The 18,191-nt window shown below is 38.2% G+C and carries 19 protein-coding genes; 6 read left to right on the forward strand and 13 right to left on the reverse strand.

Annotated elements, in window-relative coordinates; translation table 11 throughout:
• Nucleotides 1–170: 170 nt before the first annotated feature.
• Together M3210_RS08215 and M3210_RS08220 are read right to left on the reverse strand one after the other, a co-directional pair.
• A complete protein-coding gene (locus M3210_RS08215; RefSeq protein ID WP_251513135.1) occupies nucleotides 171–908 on the reverse strand; it encodes a Cof-type HAD-IIB family hydrolase in 738 nt (245 codons plus the stop codon).
• The gene (locus M3210_RS08220) at nucleotides 905–2,086 is read right to left on the reverse strand and encodes an MDR family MFS transporter (protein WP_251513137.1); all 1,182 of its coding nucleotides are present in this window, start codon (nucleotides 2,084–2,086) and stop codon (nucleotides 905–907) included. Before M3210_RS08220 ends, M3210_RS08215 begins: the two co-directional genes overlap by 4 nt.
• A 351-nt stretch (nucleotides 2,087–2,437) precedes the next feature.
• Here M3210_RS08220 and M3210_RS08225 point away from each other — a divergent pair, with 351 nt between their 5' ends.
• Nucleotides 2,438–3,775 carry a gluconate:H+ symporter gene (locus M3210_RS08225; RefSeq protein WP_251513140.1) on the forward strand — a complete coding sequence of 446 codons (1,338 nt, stop codon included), beginning with the start codon at nucleotides 2,438–2,440 and terminating at the stop codon, nucleotides 3,773–3,775.
• A 95-nt stretch (nucleotides 3,776–3,870) separates the two neighbouring features.
• Nucleotides 3,871–4,365 carry a DUF1572 family protein gene (locus M3210_RS08230; protein ID WP_251513180.1) on the forward strand — a complete coding sequence of 165 codons (495 nt, stop codon included), beginning with the start codon at nucleotides 3,871–3,873 and terminating at the stop codon, nucleotides 4,363–4,365.
• Between the two features lie 40 nt (nucleotides 4,366–4,405).
• On the opposite strand, the gene M3210_RS08235 is transcribed toward M3210_RS08230, so the two are convergent.
• The 3 genes from M3210_RS08235 to M3210_RS08245 are packed head-to-tail and all read right to left on the reverse strand — an operon-like array spanning nucleotide 4,406 to nucleotide 8,945.
• Complete coding sequence (locus M3210_RS08235) at nucleotides 4,406–4,870, reverse strand: chemotaxis protein CheW (RefSeq protein ID WP_251513142.1); 465 nt, start codon at nucleotides 4,868–4,870, stop codon at nucleotides 4,406–4,408.
• A gap of 13 nt (nucleotides 4,871–4,883) precedes the next feature.
• The gene (locus tag M3210_RS08240) at nucleotides 4,884–6,893 is read right to left on the reverse strand and encodes a chemotaxis protein CheA (RefSeq protein WP_251513144.1); all 2,010 of its coding nucleotides are present in this window, start codon (nucleotides 6,891–6,893) and stop codon (nucleotides 4,884–4,886) included.
• Between the two features lie 27 nt (nucleotides 6,894–6,920).
• Nucleotides 6,921–8,945, reverse strand: a complete 2,025-nt coding sequence (locus M3210_RS08245) for a methyl-accepting chemotaxis protein (RefSeq protein ID WP_251513146.1) — start codon at nucleotides 8,943–8,945, stop codon at nucleotides 6,921–6,923.
• 381 nt (nucleotides 8,946–9,326) lie between these two features.
• Between M3210_RS08245 and M3210_RS08250 the strand changes: the two genes are divergently transcribed.
• Complete coding sequence (locus M3210_RS08250; protein ID WP_251513148.1) at nucleotides 9,327–9,779, forward strand: flavodoxin; 453 nt, start codon at nucleotides 9,327–9,329, stop codon at nucleotides 9,777–9,779.
• 109 nt (nucleotides 9,780–9,888) lie between these two features.
• Complete coding sequence (locus tag M3210_RS08255) at nucleotides 9,889–10,026, forward strand: hypothetical protein (protein ID WP_251513182.1); 138 nt, start codon at nucleotides 9,889–9,891, stop codon at nucleotides 10,024–10,026.
• Nucleotides 10,027–10,045: 19 nt separating this feature from the next.
• Here the strand turns inward: M3210_RS08255 and M3210_RS08260 are convergent, their stop codons facing one another.
• From M3210_RS08260 to M3210_RS08295, 8 genes are all read right to left on the reverse strand, one after another.
• Nucleotides 10,046–10,861, reverse strand: a complete 816-nt coding sequence (locus M3210_RS08260; protein ID WP_251513150.1) for a metallophosphoesterase — start codon at nucleotides 10,859–10,861, stop codon at nucleotides 10,046–10,048.
• 100 nt (nucleotides 10,862–10,961) lie between these two features.
• Nucleotides 10,962–12,143, reverse strand: a complete 1,182-nt coding sequence (locus M3210_RS08265; RefSeq protein ID WP_251513152.1) for an acetyl-CoA C-acetyltransferase — start codon at nucleotides 12,141–12,143, stop codon at nucleotides 10,962–10,964.
• Between the two features lie 54 nt (nucleotides 12,144–12,197).
• Nucleotides 12,198–12,344 (reverse strand): hypothetical protein, encoded by a 147-nt coding sequence (locus M3210_RS08270; RefSeq protein WP_251513155.1) that lies wholly within the window; start codon nucleotides 12,342–12,344, stop codon nucleotides 12,198–12,200.
• A gap of 258 nt (nucleotides 12,345–12,602) precedes the next feature.
• Nucleotides 12,603–13,442, reverse strand: coding sequence for a MetQ/NlpA family ABC transporter substrate-binding protein (locus tag M3210_RS08275; RefSeq protein ID WP_251513156.1), 840 nt, complete (start codon nucleotides 13,440–13,442; stop codon nucleotides 12,603–12,605).
• Between the two features lie 23 nt (nucleotides 13,443–13,465).
• Nucleotides 13,466–14,128 carry a methionine ABC transporter permease gene (locus M3210_RS08280; protein WP_251513159.1) on the reverse strand — a complete coding sequence of 221 codons (663 nt, stop codon included), beginning with the start codon at nucleotides 14,126–14,128 and terminating at the stop codon, nucleotides 13,466–13,468.
• Nucleotides 14,121–14,876 carry a methionine ABC transporter ATP-binding protein gene (locus M3210_RS08285; protein ID WP_251513161.1) on the reverse strand — a complete coding sequence of 252 codons (756 nt, stop codon included), beginning with the start codon at nucleotides 14,874–14,876 and terminating at the stop codon, nucleotides 14,121–14,123. The genes M3210_RS08280 and M3210_RS08285 overlap by 8 nt, the downstream gene beginning before the upstream one ends.
• Nucleotides 14,877–15,037: 161 nt before the next feature.
• Nucleotides 15,038–15,520, reverse strand: a complete 483-nt coding sequence (locus tag M3210_RS08290; RefSeq protein ID WP_251513163.1) for a YbaN family protein — start codon at nucleotides 15,518–15,520, stop codon at nucleotides 15,038–15,040.
• A gap of 154 nt (nucleotides 15,521–15,674) precedes the next feature.
• The gene (locus M3210_RS08295) at nucleotides 15,675–16,223 is read right to left on the reverse strand and encodes an NADPH-dependent FMN reductase (protein ID WP_251513165.1); all 549 of its coding nucleotides are present in this window, start codon (nucleotides 16,221–16,223) and stop codon (nucleotides 15,675–15,677) included.
• A gap of 321 nt (nucleotides 16,224–16,544) precedes the next feature.
• Between M3210_RS08295 and M3210_RS08300 the strand changes: the two genes are divergently transcribed.
• Nucleotides 16,545–17,108: a YkoP family protein gene (locus tag M3210_RS08300; RefSeq protein ID WP_251513167.1), complete on the forward strand. Its 564-nt coding sequence runs from the start codon at nucleotides 16,545–16,547 to the stop codon at nucleotides 17,106–17,108.
• A 90-nt stretch (nucleotides 17,109–17,198) separates the two neighbouring features.
• Nucleotides 17,199–18,056, forward strand: coding sequence for a metallophosphoesterase (locus M3210_RS08305; protein ID WP_251513169.1), 858 nt, complete (start codon nucleotides 17,199–17,201; stop codon nucleotides 18,054–18,056).
• Nucleotides 18,057–18,191: the final 135 nt, after the last annotated feature.

Genomic DNA, 18,191 nt, shown 5'->3' on the forward strand with positions numbered 1-18,191 from the left:
CACCCTTCTATTACGTAATTCATATCTTTTCTCGTATCATATCCTATATTGCAAAAATCGCCAACTGATTATATAAAAAGCGACTCTCCTTGTTAAAGAAGAATCGCGTTTGTATCATATGGAAACTTTATTCAGTTGGTTACTACTTATCCATAAAGCCAGCTGACCACTTACCGGGATAAAACAAATTTCTCGATTGCTTCCCCTACTCCACCTTCATTATTGGTGACCGTCATATAATCTGCAACTTTTTTAATCGCTTCTTGAGCGTTACCCATAGCGACACCAATGCCCGCTTCTTGAATCATTTTAATATCGTTCAAACTATCCCCGCAAGCCATGACATTCTCCATCGTAATGCCAATCCGGTCACATAAGAAGTGTAACGCTTGGGCTTTGCTGACTCCCTTGGCATTTACCTCAATGTTCGTAGGCAGGGAATTCGATAACTCAAGCTCTTCATATTTTGAGAACTCTTTAACTAAGATATCAAGCTTCTGTTGATCTTCCGTATAACAGCCAAACTTCAACCATTCGTAGTTGTCAAAGTCAGTAGGAATCTCTTCACGGAAAGCCCCTTCTGTGGCTATCATCCACATACCTACACCGACTTGGCTCGCTATGTTATATAGCTTTTCCATCATTTCAGCCTTCAAACCATTTCTTCGCAGCAATTCTTTCTCCATCGTCCAAATCTCCGCTCCGTTAGCAGAGATCAGATATGAAGGTAATTTTAAATCAACCGCATATGGATAACATGTAGCAAACCCGCGTCCAGTACTTAGAACAACATGTACATCCATCTCTAGTGCTTTCTCTATCGCTTTTCTATTTCTCTCAGAAACTTCATGGTCATCATTCAGCAACGTACCATCCATATCAAGGGCTATCAATTTAATATCTTTCATGTTTGTCCTCCTTGGTTTACTTTTACATTTCTGTCATAAAGGAACGTTGTAATATAAGGGATCATGAGCAGGCCAAGTAAACAGAAGAATAAAACTTCAATATTATAATAATCAACTATAAATCCTCCAGCCAACGGGCCAACCATACGGCCAATTGTAGCAATACTGTTTACCAGCCCTTGATAAAACCCCTCTCTCCCCTTTGGCGCCAACTGATTAGCAAGCGTCGGAAATGCGGGCCACATCAACACCTCGCCAATTGTTAAAATCGCCATCGCCACTGCAAACATCGTAAAGTTTCCAGCGTTCATCGCTACAAGGAAAGATAATATCATGATTGTCGTTCCTATATAAATATGATGTTTTCCATTTGTAACCCGGTTCGTAAACCATTGTACCAAAGGTTGTAATAAAAGGATAAGGAAACCGTTTATCGCCCAAATCGTGCTATACTGTTCGACAGGAATTCCAATATCCTGCGTATAGGAAGCAATTGTCGTCATCCATTGCGAATAGCTGATGTGTATAAATAAAAATCCACTACATAGCAATAATAATGAAATTAGTGCTGGACTAACCTTAAATTTTTTTCCTTGTTCAATGACTGAAGTATGCATTTGTCTATTTTGAGCAGCATCCAGGCGTTTGAACGTAAATAAAACAAGTAAAAAGAAGATAGCAATAAAACAGGCATTCGCTGTAAAAATATAATCGAAGGAAATACTCGCGACGTAACCACTAAGAGTCGCACCTAGAGCAACACCTAAATTCTGTGCGACATAGACGGCATTAAACGCCTTCCTTCCACCCTCTGGCCAAAGCGAACCTGCCATCGCAAACATAATTGGCCAAGTAATTCCATTAGCAAACCCAATAACAATGAGTAAGATCGCATAAGGGACAATGGAATGATAGAAAGACATAACCAATGCTGCTATAAGAGAGATGGAAGTAGCAATTAATATCGAGCGATAGGCACTCGAACGATCATACAAAGCACCTCCAATTAAATTTCCTACAACTGCTGCAGCCTGATTCATCATCAAAATGAATCCTGCAAAAGCTAAACTCTGCCCTAGTTCGTTGTGCATATAGATTGTATTTAAAGGCCATAAGAATGACCCTCCTGTTACGTTAATTGTTGTTGCAATAACTAATAGCCAAATTGCTTTTGGCATTCCTGCATTCCACCTTTAATAAATAACCCCATTCACAAGACATCTCTATGATTATTACTGAAAGCTAATCATATTCAGATTAGCAAACTTATAGTAAATCATTTCTACCTCAAACTTTCCCTTCCCTATTGTAAAGGACTTTCCTTCTCCCAGCAATTTAATATTGAGCCATATTCCGGTTCTGAAAATTTTTATTTTACATTATGTCATTGACGTATTAATTTTTTTAAAATAAACTATAATAAGTTGGTTTGCTAAACAAACAAAAGAAAGCGCTATTTTTTGTTACCAATACAGAATTAAAAATCAAAATGTAAACGGATAACTTTTTATCTGTAAGGAGGAAAAAATATGGATTGGTTCATGGCGAATATGCCTATCATATCACTCGTTCTCGGTGTTGCACTACTACTTTATTTAAATATGAAAGTTAAGTTGAATAGTGTAATAGCTCTTATTCTTGCAGCGATCTTTGTTGGACTTCTTAATGGAATGGAACTCACAAGTATCGTTACAACAATTAAAAACGGACTGGGATCAACATTAGGAAGCCTTGCTCTAATCATAGGTTTGGGGGCAGTTCTAGGTAAGTTAATGGTTGATTCAGGTGCAGCTCAACGAATTGCATCTACCCTGCTTGAAAAATTCGGTATAAAAAACGTTCAATGGGCGCTTATTATTGTCGGTGCGATTTTTGGTATTTCAGTTTTCTATGAAGTTGCATTTATAATACTTGCTCCACTAGTCATTTCAATTGCTATTGAAGCAAAAGTTCCATATATGAAACTAGGGATTACCATGGTTGCAGCAACAACACTTTCCCATAGTCTCTTTCCACCTCAACCCGGACCAACTGCTTTAGTAGAAGCATATGGAGCAGATATGGGGCTTGTATATCTATTAGGTATTGTAGTCTTTATTCCAGGTGTTATTGCGGCTGGAATTATCTTCCCTAAATTTTATAAGGATAAAGATCGTCCTGTACCTCCTTTATTGGAAAAGCCTAAGGAATTTAAAGATGAAGAAATGCCGGGATTCGGGATTAGTTTACTCATCCCACTAATCCCTGCAATTATGATTTCTACCGCAACAATTGTTAACATGTTTATTGGTGAAGATACATTCCTATATCAATTGGTGAACTTCTTCGGAAGCGCAGAAATGAGTTTATTACTTGCTGTATTAATTGCTATTTATGTATTCGGTATCCGTACTGGACGCAATATGAAAGAAGTTATGGGATCTTTTGAAAGCGCAATTAAAGGAATTGCCATGATTATCTTCATCGTAGGTTCTGGTGGTGCATTTAAAGAAATTATTCTTGATTCAGGTGTTGGTGATTACATTGCTGGCATGATGGCAAATACAACGATCAATCCACTCATTATGGCATGGTTCATCACTGCCATGATTCGTATCGCTACTGGTACAGGGGTAGTTTCAGCAATAACTGCTGCTGGTATCGTTGGACCGCTCATGACGACATTTGATGTGAATCCTGTACTGATGGTACTTGCTACCGCTGCAGGAAGTAACACAATTACTCACGTAAATGATGCATCTTTCTGGTTATTTAAGGAATACTTCAATCTTTCCATTAAAGATACATTTAAAACATGGGGTGTCCTACTCTTTATCACATCCATAGTCGGACTCGGTGTCGTACTAATATTAGACTTATTTATGTAGAATAGTAGAAAATAACACATCACAAGTTGATGTGTTATTTTTTTATCTTCATAATATTATATATGTAAATCATAAGTGGAAGAGAGGTAAGCATGATGGATGTTGCTAATGAATATTTAAAAGTCATACGTAAGCAGTTTTTGGCGATAAAGACACAAGGTGACAAAACACTTGAACAGCTGTCAGATGAAGAGTTCTTCTGGCGACCAAATGAAAACTCCAATAATATCTGCATCATCATCAAGCATATGAACGGAAATATGAAATCACGCTGGACGGATTTTTTAACAACCGACGGAGAAAAGTCAGATAGAAATAGAGACGATGAATTTGTTGATGATTTTCAGTCAAAAAGAGATGTTCTTTTACTTTGGGAAGAAGGTTGGGAAATTCTATTTACAACCATAAACCAACTCAGATCAGATGATGTATTAAAAGAACTGACAATACGGGGAGAAAAACATACAGTCATTGAAGCCATTGAGAGACAAATCGCCCATTACGCATCACATGTAGGCCAAATCATTTATATTGTGAAATACATCAAGAATGAGAACTGGAAAACAATCAGTATTCCAAAAAGAAAATAACAAGAGCCCAGATGGAAAAATCCATTTGGGCTCTCCTCTATCAAGCATCATGTAATACATCTTTTAATTCATTCTTATCCTCAAAATCTAGAATTCTCTCTAGGTTAAGAAGGAGGATCAGCTCATCATCCATTTTTGCAACACCTTTTAAAAAGTCATCACGTATGCCTGTAACAATTTTAGGAGCAGGTTGTACATTTTCAGCTTCGATGTCCCTGACCTCTGATGCTCCATCAACAATCAGTCCAACTTGCATGCTATCGATAGAAACAACTAAAATCCTTGTATTATCCGTATATTCTTTTACTCTTATTCCGAGAAATTCCCTTAAATCAAGAATGGCAGTCGTTTCACTTCTGATTTCCGTAACACCTTTTATAAACTCTCTTGTTCTAGGAACTGCAGTAACCATCTGCATTCTTTCAATGGAAATCACCTGGTCTACATCTATCGCAAAAGTCTGTTCGTTCATTTGGAATAATATATATTTGTTCAGCTCGGCCATTACTTTCACACCCTTACTTTATTAATGCATTCGGATCAATAATTAAAGCAACTTGTCCATCACCTAAAATGGTCGCACCTGAAATGGCGAATACATCACCTAGGTAGTCTCCTAGTGATTTTAAAACAAGCTCTTGCTGGCCGATAAAGGTATCGACAATCAGACCCGTTAACTTGTCTCCTTTTTTCAATACGACCACAGCATTTTGCTTCTCTGTTTGACCAGCATCAGGAATCTCAAGGATTTCCTGCAGGTCAAGAAGCGGTACGGTCTGGCCACGGAAATCCATTACCTTTTGACCGTGAGCTGTCATAATCTGATCCTCGTTCAGCAATACCGTCTCAATGATGGACGACAACGGAATCGCATAAGTTTCTTCTTGGCTTTTCACAAGTAATGTTGAGATGATGGATAAAGTCAATGGTAGTTGGATAGAGAATATACTTCCCTGACCTTGTCTAGAAACAATGGAAATAGAACCGCCGAGTGATTCAATTTTGCTTTTCACAACATCCATTCCAACTCCACGACCGGATATACTCGAAACTTTTTCAGCGGTACTGAATCCAGATTCGAGAATGAGCTGGGACACTTCATCATCTGATAGTTTAGCTGCTTCGGATTTTGTCAGTAATCCATTCTGTACTGCTTTATTACGCACTTTCTCGATATTTATGCCTGCTCCATCATCCTCAATCTCGATAAACACATGGTTGCCACTATGGAAGGCACGAAGAATGATGTTCCCCTCTTCAGGCTTGCCTGCCGCCTTCCTCACTTCAGGCAGCTCAATTCCATGATCAACCGAGTTTCGAATAAGGTGGACAAGCGGATCTCCGATTTCATCTATTACTGTACGATCCAATTCTGTATCCGCTCCAAGGATCTCGAGGTTGATTTTTTTATTCAGATCTCTGGCTAATCCGCGAACCATACGTGGGAATCGGTTAAATACTTGTTCAACCGGCACCATACGCATTGCCAAAATCAAACTTTGCATGTCAGAGGAAACGCGATTCATATGTTCCACTGTTTCCGTCAGCTCCTGATTTCCAATTCCATCGGATAAGACATTCAATCTGCTCTGATCGATGACAACCTCTTCAAATAGATTAAGTAAATCATCAATCCGCTCGAGATTCACCCGGATAGTTTTAGATGTGGAAGTCTGTTGATTAGCAACAGCTGTATCACTTACTTTTTCCTCTACTTTAGATTCAGTCAAATCTTCATTCTGCACAACTTCTTCCTGAATATCATCCACTGATTTGAAGCTGACGGCCTGAATATCAACATTATTAATCTCTGATATTTTCAGAATCTCTTTTTTGATTTCTTCAGGGTCTTCATTAGATAGATAGATAAGTTCAAAACTAGAATCAAAGTTACCTTCTTCAATATCTTCCGTTTCAGGAATGGATTTAATGATATCTCCTTTCCCTTCCAACGTTTCAAAGACCATATAAGCACGTGCACCTTTTAATATGGAGTCCTCAGAAAGTTTGACGACCATCTGATATGCTAAAATTCCTTGCTCCTCTGCTTGCTGCACGATTGTCATTTGAAATTCATCGAGATCCACAGAAACCTCCACAATATCTTGCACTGTTTTTTCTACTTCAGGTTCGAGTGTTACTGCAGCTTCTCCCTTTTCAAACCGATCCAGCCGCTCTACAAGTTGGCGGACATCCTTTTTACCATCATTACCATTGCTGATGTCCTCTACCATATCTTCCAAGTAATCAACAGATGCAAAAATGATATCAATTACTTCGGTTGTCGCGTTAAGTTTATTGTCACGGATCATATCGAGAACATTTTCCATCTTATGTGTCAGTGAAGTTATGTCTTGATACCCCATCGTTGCCGCCATGCCTTTCAATGTATGTGCAGAACGGAAAATCTCATTTACAATCTCCAGATTTTGGGGTTCTTTTTCTAATGTTAATGTATGATCATTAATTGCTTGAAGATGCTCTCGACTTTCATCCAGAAAGACATCCAAATATTGATTGGTTTCCATGTCGTACTTCCTTTCTAAAGGTAGGCATTAATTGATTTTGAAGTTATTTATCTCTTTCTGCATCGTATTTGCAATACTTTCAAGTTCAGTTGCAAGGTTGGTCAACTGTTCCATCGATGCAGTTTGCTGTTCAACAGAAGCAGATATTTCTTCCGTTCCTGCTGCAGTTTCCTCACTGATGGAGGCATAATCTTTCGTGTTGGCTACAAGTGCTTTTTCCATGTCAACAATGGCATTTGTTAATTTTACAATCTGTTCCGTCATATCATTATTTTCCTTAACGGAATTAGAAATGGCAAGGAATGCTTGTCCTGTATCACCGACACTTTCTGTTTGCTGTTCAAATAGTTGCATCGTATGTTTTACCAGCTCAACTGATTCCTTCGTCATCTCCTGCATTTCGCTAATGATTGCAGCAACATCTTTTAATGCATTCGTCGTTTGTTCAGCCAGCTTTCCTACTTCGTTCGCTACCACAGCAAAACCATGCCCATGTTCTCCTGCCCGAGCTGCTTCAATTGATGCATTCAATGCCAGCAAATTCGTCTGACTAGCAATAGTTGAGATTTTATCTACAATACTATGAATGTTCGTTGACTTTTCATTAAGCTGTTCAATCGCACCGACAACTTCTTCAGAAACTTGCGATGTTTCCGCCGATCTCGCCGCCAATGATTGGATGGTTTCAATTCCAGAACTGGAGAGCCTATCCATATCACGAGCCTTTTCATACATCTGCTCATTTTTATCTTTTATTTCATTTATCATTTGCGATAATTCACCAAAGGCCTTTGCGTTTTGCTCCGTCAAGTCAGCTTGGTTGCTGGCACCTGCTGCAATCTCTTCCATGGTTCGAGCCACTTCATACGCAGAAGCTGAATTCTCCTCAGAACTTGCAACCAAGTTTTGTGCTGCATCGGATACTTTGTTGGAACTAAAGGAAATTCGATCAATGACTTTCCTCATTTCGCTTACCATGTGATTAAAACTTTTACTAAGCTGACCGATTTCATCTTCTCGATTAAGAATGATTGTCGCTGTTAAATCACCGGCTTCCACCTTTTGCATAGAGCTTTGTAATTTTTTGATCGGTTTGATTAATCGATTCGCTACTAGAACTGCAGCGATTATTGCAACAATCAAAACAATTCCAAGCGTGATTAAAATTGGAACCATAATAACGCTAGCCTTGCTGGCAAATTCAGCTTCATGGATGAATCCAGCGATAATCCAGTCTGTGGTTGGATTTTTTACAAATCCAATTATCATATCTTCGCCATTCACCGATGACCGAATTAATCCTTGTTCACCAGCTGCCATGATATCCTGATAATATGCTTGTTCAGAAATACTCTCACTCAACTTTGATTGATCCGGATGTGTAATAAAGTTTCCTGATTCATCTATGACAACCGCATAACCGTTATCACCAATTTGAATATCATTCATCAATTCCAACAAGGAGGTTGTACTGACATCTATTCCAGCCGTACCGACGAGTTCATTGTATTGATAAAATGCCTTTGCAGCAGTAACGACAATCTCACCGGAAAGTGCATCACTATATGGTTCAGTCCAAACTATTTCCCCTTCTTCCTCAACAGCTTGCTGGTACCAAACCCGTTCTTTCGGATTAATTTTGTTAACTTCTTCATTATAAGGATAATAAACGATTTCCTCCCGACTGTCATAACCTGCATACGCGGCTTTGATGTCGTCACTTGCTGTACTTGTTTCTTGTAAATATGTAAAAAGATCACTGAAATTATTGCCGTTATACGCTCTTAAATAATTATGGTTTGCCATCCGGGTAAGCGCGTTTTCCATATTCTCGAAATACATTTCGAACGTATGATTGACACTCGTCATTTGCTGTTCGACGTTTTTCGAAAGTTCATTCGTTGTTGTACGGACACTGAAATTATAGCTGACAAATGCTACTATTCCGATGGCAAGTACAATTAAAATAACAAAAGGTATCGTTAATTGTACCCGCAATCCAGATGGACGTAGCTGTTTTTTATTTTTGTTTAAAGCAGCTTTCTTCCTCACCAATAATCCCCCACTCCCACTATTTGATTGTTGTACATTAGATTTTTTAGTAGCTTATTTTATATCGGCAGTTTCCCAACTTTATTAAAGTAATTATTACGCATCACTTAGGGTTAAATGCCTAGAAAAATCATTTATCTATTAGTATTGTACTCTATTTCACGTATGAGTTGGGGATTAATGTCCTAGTTATCCGCGCTTTTTCAATATAGTATATTAAGAAAGATTTCTCCACTAATTTTAAAGAGCCTCATGTGTCTTTTTGTTTATAGTGAACATCTTTAGACCCTTTCATTGAAAATCATTCTCCTATTACGGTAAAATAGTACGAAGTGAGTATGATATCCTGGAAACATCAAAGAACTCAAAAGGAGGAAAGGAATGGCAAACATACTTATACTATATATTTCTATGACTGGAAATACAGAAATGATGGCTGAAGCAATCGCTGGCTATCTTGAATATAAAGATCATCTTGTTGATATTAAGACTTTTGATTTTGATCCGATAGATGTTGAAGAATTGCTAGATTATGATGTTGTATTTATTGGAACCCACTCATCTGATGATGGAGAAATTCCATTTGAGGCAGAAGACTTTTATGAGGAATTGGATGAGGCTGACATCGGAGGCCGGGTCTTCGGGGTATTCGGTTCAGGAGATACAGCATACGATGAATTTTGTTTATCCGTAGATCTCATGGGTGATAAACTTGTACATCTCGGGGCTAATGTTGTTCCAGAACGTATGAAAGTAGACCTTACACCATCCAACGAAGACATCGAGCGTATCGAACAATTTGCAGAAAGTGCACTACAGATGGTTAATAAGTAGTTAATAAGTGAGTACAAATAAGCTCTCGCGATAAAGTCGGCAGGAGGCCAACATTTCTCTCCTGCCGCTTCCATCTTAATCATATATAATGAAACAGGAGGTGCGATTATTGAAAATAAAAGTAAAAATGAATGTACAAACTTCTTATCATGGCGAATTACTTCGAGCTGGAAAAGTCTACGAGGTCGAAAAGGAAGTCGCTGAACGCTGGATTGCTAGTAAACTTGCGGAAGAAGCACAAGAATAGGGACAATTGGAGGCCACTCCTAATTGTCCCTCTCTATTTGGATAAGACTCATTTGACTTTGATTCAGAAACCGGATTGGAATAGTACTCGTACCTAAACCGCTGTCCACATAAATATACTTATCTCTCCCCCATTGGAAAAGTCCTTTATCCAGTTCAGGAAATAGCCCTCCACCTGGAGATATGACGGCACCGATTATTGGAAAACGTATTTGCCCACCATGGGTATGACCACTTAACACAAGATCAACGGGTAGATATGGATATTTTTTTATGACATAAGGTGAATGAGATAGTAAAATCATATACGCATCATTTTTTACATGCCGGAATGCTTCAGGAATATTTTCGTGTTCGGTTGATGTATCATCAATCCCCACCAGCGTTACCTTTACGGAATTCAATTCAAGTTCAACTGCCTTATTACTTAAAATGATTACTCCCCGATTTTCAAGTCCTGTTAAAAATTGTTTATTTTTCGAATTTCCCCATTCGTGATTGCCAGTCACGAAGAAGATGGGGATTTTAGTTGCAGCGAGCATATCAATAAAAGTAAATATTTTACGGAAATCCTTTGTTTTACGGTCGACCAGATCACCGGTAAGTACAATCATGTCCGGATGCAGTTTATCAATTTTATAAAGTAACCGCTTATGTAATCCCCACGCCCTTTTATTATGCATATCACTGATTTGCAAGATTTGCACTTTCCCATTCAACGGAAACTTTCTTGTCTGGACACGGACTCGATTTATTTTAAATACATTACTATTGCAAAAAGTATATATAGAAAGCATACCAAGTATACCAACCGCCAATTTACTTAAAAACTTCACCAGTCTTCACCTGCTCCTTATCAAAACTATCCATATTTTACCACGATAGCAGGTTAAAAAATAGGACAATAAGGGATGAACCCGTATTGTCCTTCAGAAATTAGCCCCTTCTGATGATCATAGCGATTCCTTGACCGCCACCGATACAGAGACTAACAAGCGCATACTCTTTATCACGGTTTCTTAATTCATAGGCAGCTGACAACGCTAAGCGAGTGCCACTCACCCCGACCGGATGACCAAGAGCAATCGCTCCACCATTTACATTTGTTTTCTCCCTATCAAGTTCCAATGCTTTCTCAACAGCTAAATATTGAGCTGCAAAAGCTTCATTCACTTCCACAATATCCATGTCTTCTAGGGTCAAATTAGCTTTTTCTAATGCTTTTTTAATTGCAGGAACTGGACCGAACCCCATAATGGTTGGATCAACTCCCGCAACCGCCCAAGAAACTATTTCCGCAAGTGGTTTTAAGCCATTTTGCTTTACTGCCCGTTCAGAAGCAACAATCACACTCGCTGCCCCATCATTTATTCCAGATGCATTTGCTGCAGTAACGCTGCCATCTTTTTTGAAAGACGGCCGTAAACTACTGATTTTCTCCGTTGTTGTATCCGGCTTGATATGTTCATCCTTGTCTATAGAGATTGTCCCTTTCCGGGATGCTACTTCTACAGCAACGATCTCTTCACCAAACCTGCCTGATTCCCTTGCTTTCGCTGCCCGTTGGTGAGATGTTACGGCATAATCGTCTTGTTGTTCACGAGAAAGATCGTATTTCTCCGCTAAATTCTCGGCAGTTACCCCCATGCCATAGCCTGTATACTCATCAAATAATGTCGCAAGCAACATATCATGGAATTTCAATTCTCCTAATTTTGCACCGCCAAAACGTTTTTCAAAATTAGAGTATGGTGCTTGCGACATATTTTCTACACCGCCGACGAGAGTAATGTCCGCGTCATTGACCAAGATTTCCTGTGCACCAGAAACGATGGATTGTAAGCCGGAACCACATAATCTGTTCAGCACATATGCAGGAACTTCTTTTGGTACGCCGACTTCAAGCCCAATATGTCTTGCGATGTAAGCTGCGTTGGTTTCCGACTGGATTACATTTCCATAAATCACATGATCAATTTGTTCCGGGTCGACTTGAGAACGAATTAATGCTTCCTTTGCCGTAACACTTCCCAGCTCTGTTGCCGTGACAGTTGCGAACGAACCACCAAACGAAGTAAATGCGGTTCTCGCCCCATCAATCAAATATACTTTTGTCATTCTACTTCCCCCTTGTTTAAGAATGAATCACTCAGATATTCCTGAATGCCCTGTTTAGTTATTGTATAAAAAGTCGGCAATTAATAAGTAACCGCCAATCATTCCGAGTAGTACCATTCCAATTGCTAATAAAATAAGAATGAATTTAACGAAAGCCCTTACAAGATGATTGGCATGAATTTTCTTCATCCATTTTTTCATCATATTGCCTCCATTCTTGTAAGAAAAATAAAATTTTATTAATTAAAAATTATGTACTTTAAAAAAATTGTACTATTCTTCCTAGAGAAACACAAGTTGGAAATACGATACTCTTGACTTTTAAGCATTTTTTAAACAATAAAGCTCCAATCAGCAAAGGATGATTTTCTATCCCTGCCGATTGAAGCTTTACGTGTGTCTGAACAGCTTAATTTAACAAACGCTATGGTTACGTTTAATCTGTCGATCGTATTTGAATTATTCAAATGCCGGAAGTGCTGCTTCCGGATAGTTTTCCTCTAAGAATTCTTTTACTTCTTCACTTGTCATTGCTTCTGCTAATTTTTGAATTGGCTCAGAATCCACATTATCCTCCCTTGCCACTAATGAAATAGCAAAGTCTTCAATAGGATTCTCTGTAAGAAGTGCATCTCGGCTTGGAAGTAAATCAAGCGGAGCTGCATAGGAAGGATACATGACGGAAGCATCCGCATCATCATACATTCTTGCAAGCATAAGCAAATCTACTTCTTTAAATTCAAAATTATTCGGATTGTCTTCGATGTCTTGCAACGTTCCGTAAATACCTGTACCTTCTGTCAACGTAATAACCTCTTTATCATCAAGGAAAGCTAATGCGCGTCCACGATTCGTTGGATCATTTGGAATGGCAATAGTAGCTCCTTCAGGCAATTCTTCTATCGAATTATAATTTTTAGAATAGAGGCCTAGTGTTGCATGATAAATCGGTTTCACAACAACTAAGTCCGAATCATTATTTTCATTGTACGTTTCCATCCAAAGCCCATGACCGAAAAAGTTAGCATCAACTTCACCTTCTACAACTGCATTATTGGGCTGGATGTTATCACTTACGATAACAATTTCTAAATTAATTCCCTCTTCCTTCAATAATGGCTGAGCCACTTCTAGTATTTCAGTCATCGGAGGATTGATGGAGGCAACTTTCAACTCCACCTCTTCTTGAGGAGTATCCGCTTCTTCTTGTGCACCTTCATTTTCTTCAGCATTATCATTGCCGCAACCTGCTAAAATTAAAAGGATAACCGCTGTTAATAATGTAAATAGTTTTTTCATCGGTAGTAACCTCCAAATATGTATTATCTTCTATCAATTGCCTTGGAAATCGTTGTGCCGGTATATTGAATAGCTTGTACAAAAATGATCATAATGATAATCATGTAAACCATAAGCTCTGTTTCAAACTGCTGATAACCGTAACGGATCGCAAAATCTCCAATTCCCCCACCACCGACCACACCAACAATCGTTGAATAAGAGATAAAACTGATTGTTGAAGTAGTCAGTCCCAATACGAGTCCAGAACGCGCTTCCACTAATAAGAATTTAAAAATAATTTCGGGTATTGAAGCCCCCATAGACACTGCCGCTTCAATCACACCTTTTGGCACATCGACCAACGACTGTTCCACCAGTCTGGAGTAGTAAGCGATTGCCATAATGGCTAAAGGTACAGTTGCCGCCGCTGTGCCAATCGCAGTTCCAACAACCCATCTTGTAAAGGGAATAAGAAATACAACAAATAGCAAAAACGGAAATGAACGAACAATGTTGACGAATAAGTTCAACACTTGGAACACGACTTGATTCTCCATCAGTTGTCCTTTCCTCGTCAGGAATAGCAAGGTCCCGACAGGCAATCCTAAGCCTACGGCAAACAGCAAAGACACACCAACCATCATAAATGTTTCTCCAATAGATTGCCATATTTCTGCTTGATATTGAACTAAAACTTCAGGCATGACTTCCATCCTCTCTCAACTGATGTAAGAACCATTCTGGTGTGTGATCGGAGTCAACGATTCCTTGAGGTTTAAGTGCTATTGTCTCATACACTTTTCCCTCATCCATGATGGTCACCATGCTACAAATGCTTTTTATTACATCCATTTCATGACTGACAATAACGATCGTTACACCAAGCTGTTTATTGATTTTCTGAAGTACACCAAGTATTTCACGGGTTGTATTTGGATCGAGAGCTGAGGTCGGCTCATCACATAATAATATCTTTGGCTTATTGGCAAGAGCTCTAGCGATTCCTACCCGCTGTTTCTGCCCGCCACTTAGTTGACCGGGATACTTTGTTGCATGTTCTTCTAATCCAACAAAGCGTAATGTCTCCATTGCACGCTCATTTCTGTCTTTCTTCGAATAGTTGGCCAGTTCCAATGCAACAAGTACATTATCCAAAATTGTTTTATTAGATACAAGATTAAAATGTTGGAAGACCATCCCGATAGACTGTCTTGCAAGACGTAATTTCTTTGTTGATAATTTAGTTAAATCATGACCATCTACAAGTACAGAACCGCTTGTCGGTACTTCCAATAAATTAATCATTCGTAATAACGTGGACTTTCCTGCCCCACTTCTACCGATGATCCCATAAATATCCCCGCTGCCAACAGAGATGGAAACAGAGTCAACCGCATGGAATGGCATATTATTTTGGGTATAGGTCTTCGTAACATTTGTTAATTCAATCATTGCTCTCACACCTTCCAGCAAAAAATACACAGAACTACAACCATTATAATGAAAAATCAAATACTTTTCTTTATAAAAGGTCTATTTGGTAGTAATGAACTATTCCAAAGAACAACAAAAAATGGAACAACCAGGTTATGAATTCCTGAATGTCCCACTTTTTATTTTGTCGTGACAAGTTCAATTTCTTCCGGTTTGATTGTCTTAATTTGAGTAATAAAATACCAGTGTTTAATAAGCGCTAAAACAATCATGATAATCCGTACAATGAGGATATCAACCAATATGACGGAAAGAATAATAAAAAAGTCAGCTATTATATTAATACGGATTTTTTCCCATCTTGTCATATATTTTTTTATAAAATAACGATCGACATATTGTTTATAAAAGGATGTCGTTTTAAACCATCTTTCCAAGCGTGGAGAGCTCTTCGCAAAACAATAGGAAGCAAAAAGGAAGAATGGACCGCCCGGCAATACCGGTAATATTGTACCAGCGACTCCGACGCCAAATGAAATAAGTCCTAGCATAATATATATTGCTCGTCTAATATTACTAATTGCAATCACCTTATTTCTATAGAAATTCATATCTATTTTACCATATAAATGGGCTGAAGTCATATATACCAACCTATTCAACTGCCTATCTCCATTATAAAATATATTGATGGGTTCATGTACACTCTTTTATGACATGTTTATGAATATCACCGAACAAGTATGTGGTTAAAAAAGAAGGAAATGGTCTGCAGGCCATTTCCTTTAATATGGGATGGTTTATGATATTATCAACTTAAGCTTGGTGACGCTTTACAAAATCTACATAAGCGTCTACAACAGATTGTAGGAAGCCTACGGTATCTTCATTTGTGATCTTACCATCTTCACCCAGTAATTCGTGTACGTTAGCAATGTAAACTTCTGGTTGTTGGACAACTGGCATGTTCAAGAATGCAAGCACTTGACGCAAGTGATGGTTTGCACCGAATCCACTTAAGTTACTTGGTGATTGGCTCACGATTAGTGCAGGTTTGCCATCCCATACGTTTGAACCATATGGACGAGAACCAACGTCGAGAGCATTCTTTAGTGCAGCCGGGATAGAACGGTTATGTTCTGGAGTAACAAATACAACTGCGTCCAGAGCTTTTACTTTGTTGCGGAAATTAGTGTACACTTCCGGAATATTCTCATCCGAATCTTGGTTATATAAAGGCAGATTAGCAATCTCGATAAACTCTGCTTCATATCCTTCCGGGAAAAGCTCCACAATATTCTTCGCTAGAGCCTCTGAGAAAGAATTGTTACGAATACTTCCTACAACGATACCAACTTTTGTCATTTCGCTATCATCCTTTTCTGAATAATTTTAATTACAATATAATATTAGGTTACTTATAATAACAAGTCAATTAATGTGACCTTTTATTTTATACTTTATTAATTCAACATCCACTCACTATTTGTTTTTTCCAAACCACCACCTCATTATGGATTACTGGAAGTTCTGAAAATCCAATAACGAATAACAATTTGAATCACTGTATAGCACCCTTTCATGTATCCTTAATAAGAGATCAAGACCGATGAATTTTCGAATGGCAAAGAAAAATATGGACATAAATACTATTGAGAGTATCTTCTTCCGAAAGGAGTTAAAACAGTGTGGACAATACTCAAAAAAAATAGCCTTTTGCTATGGGACTTGATGGATCCGATTTACTTCCGTATTACCCGCCTTGACTATGTACCAGATGATTTCGGGGAACGTACCATTATGCGCGTACGATTAACCAAGTATAAGGGCAGGAGCATTACATTGTCCGATGGCACTGTAATTCATAAGAATGACTGTTTATTAAAGATTCATCTGCATAATATTAAAATCTTAAAGCAAATTCAAAACTACGATAGTGACGTTCGAAAAGCATATATAATTTACAAAAGTGTTCAAGATTCCCTACCAGCCATCGCTCACTATATTCAAGGGAAACAATATAGTGACAAGATTAAAGGGTTGATTGGAATCTCTGTATTAAACAAAGGTGCAAAACTTGGATTCGAATCATTCACGATTCAAAACCGTTTTTATAAGCTTTTTAAACAAGTAGCCTTTTTTTCGATTCATCTATTATCCAGTAAGAAATGCTCCATCACCGTTCCAGAACCAAAATACTTATTTATGTCGAAAGAAGTATTACTAAACAGATATCTGGGTAACCTTTAAAATCCATTTCTCCCCCTCTTTATTCCATATATTACAACTAAAAAGTGGCTGACTTTTTTATTATAATGAATGGTATGGAGGTGGAGAAATATGTTTTATGGACTTTTAATTATGTTTATCGTTATCATCAGCTATATCTTATATAAAGGCTACAAAAACACGCAAGACGTAGCGGTCAATTATATGAAACTAGGAAACCCATCCTCCCACTCTCCCACAATACGTATTCTTCATGTTTCGGATATGCATTTAGAAAATATATCGATTACGCCTGATCAATTATATAAAAAAATTTCCGACAAGCAAGTAGACCTCATTGCGCTGACTGGTGATTTTCTTGATAGAAAATGGACAATTCCAAAACTGATTCCTTATTTGAATATATTAAAGAAACTCCAGCCAACTTACGGCGCTTATGTAGTGTTCGGTAATCATGATTATGTCTTAAGGGAACGCAACTTTAAAAAGTTAAAAGAAGTATTTCATGAACACGGATTTAAGACACTGCAAAATGAACGTGAAATGATTAAGGTAAATGGAAAAGCAGTCAATATAATCGGAATCGATGATTTTAGCACTGGTCGTAGTGACCTTGTAAAATCCTATCAGAATGTTGGGGAAGGCTATCATTTAGTTTTAACTCATGATCCAAATATCGTGCTTCATATGGCAGAACACCGATTTGATTATCTCTTATCTGGACATTTCCATGGCGGACAAATCCATTGGCCTAAACCGTACCACCTCGTGAAAATGGGAAAACTCGCCCGGATGAAGATGGTGAAAGGTCTCCATCACTTTAGAGGTGCGCCTTTTTATATTAGTGAAGGTCTAGGACAAACCGGGATTAATATTCGTTTTGGGAGTCAGCCGGAAATTACGTATCACGACATTCTGTTAGATGACGTAGTGAAAAAGGAAGCTGGCGAAGCTACTATTGCAGGTTAAACTATTATGAGGCTGGGACAAAACCCCAGTAAATAGAAAATAGCTTCGCGCTTTTTGCGCGAAGCTATTTTCTATTTATCATAATTTTAGTAAACAAAAAGGACACCTTTTGATAAAATTAAAGTTACCAGACAA

It is taken from the genome of Oceanobacillus luteolus, assembly GCF_023715655.1.
GTDB lineage: Bacteria > Bacillota > Bacilli > Bacillales > Amphibacillaceae > Oceanobacillus > Oceanobacillus luteolus.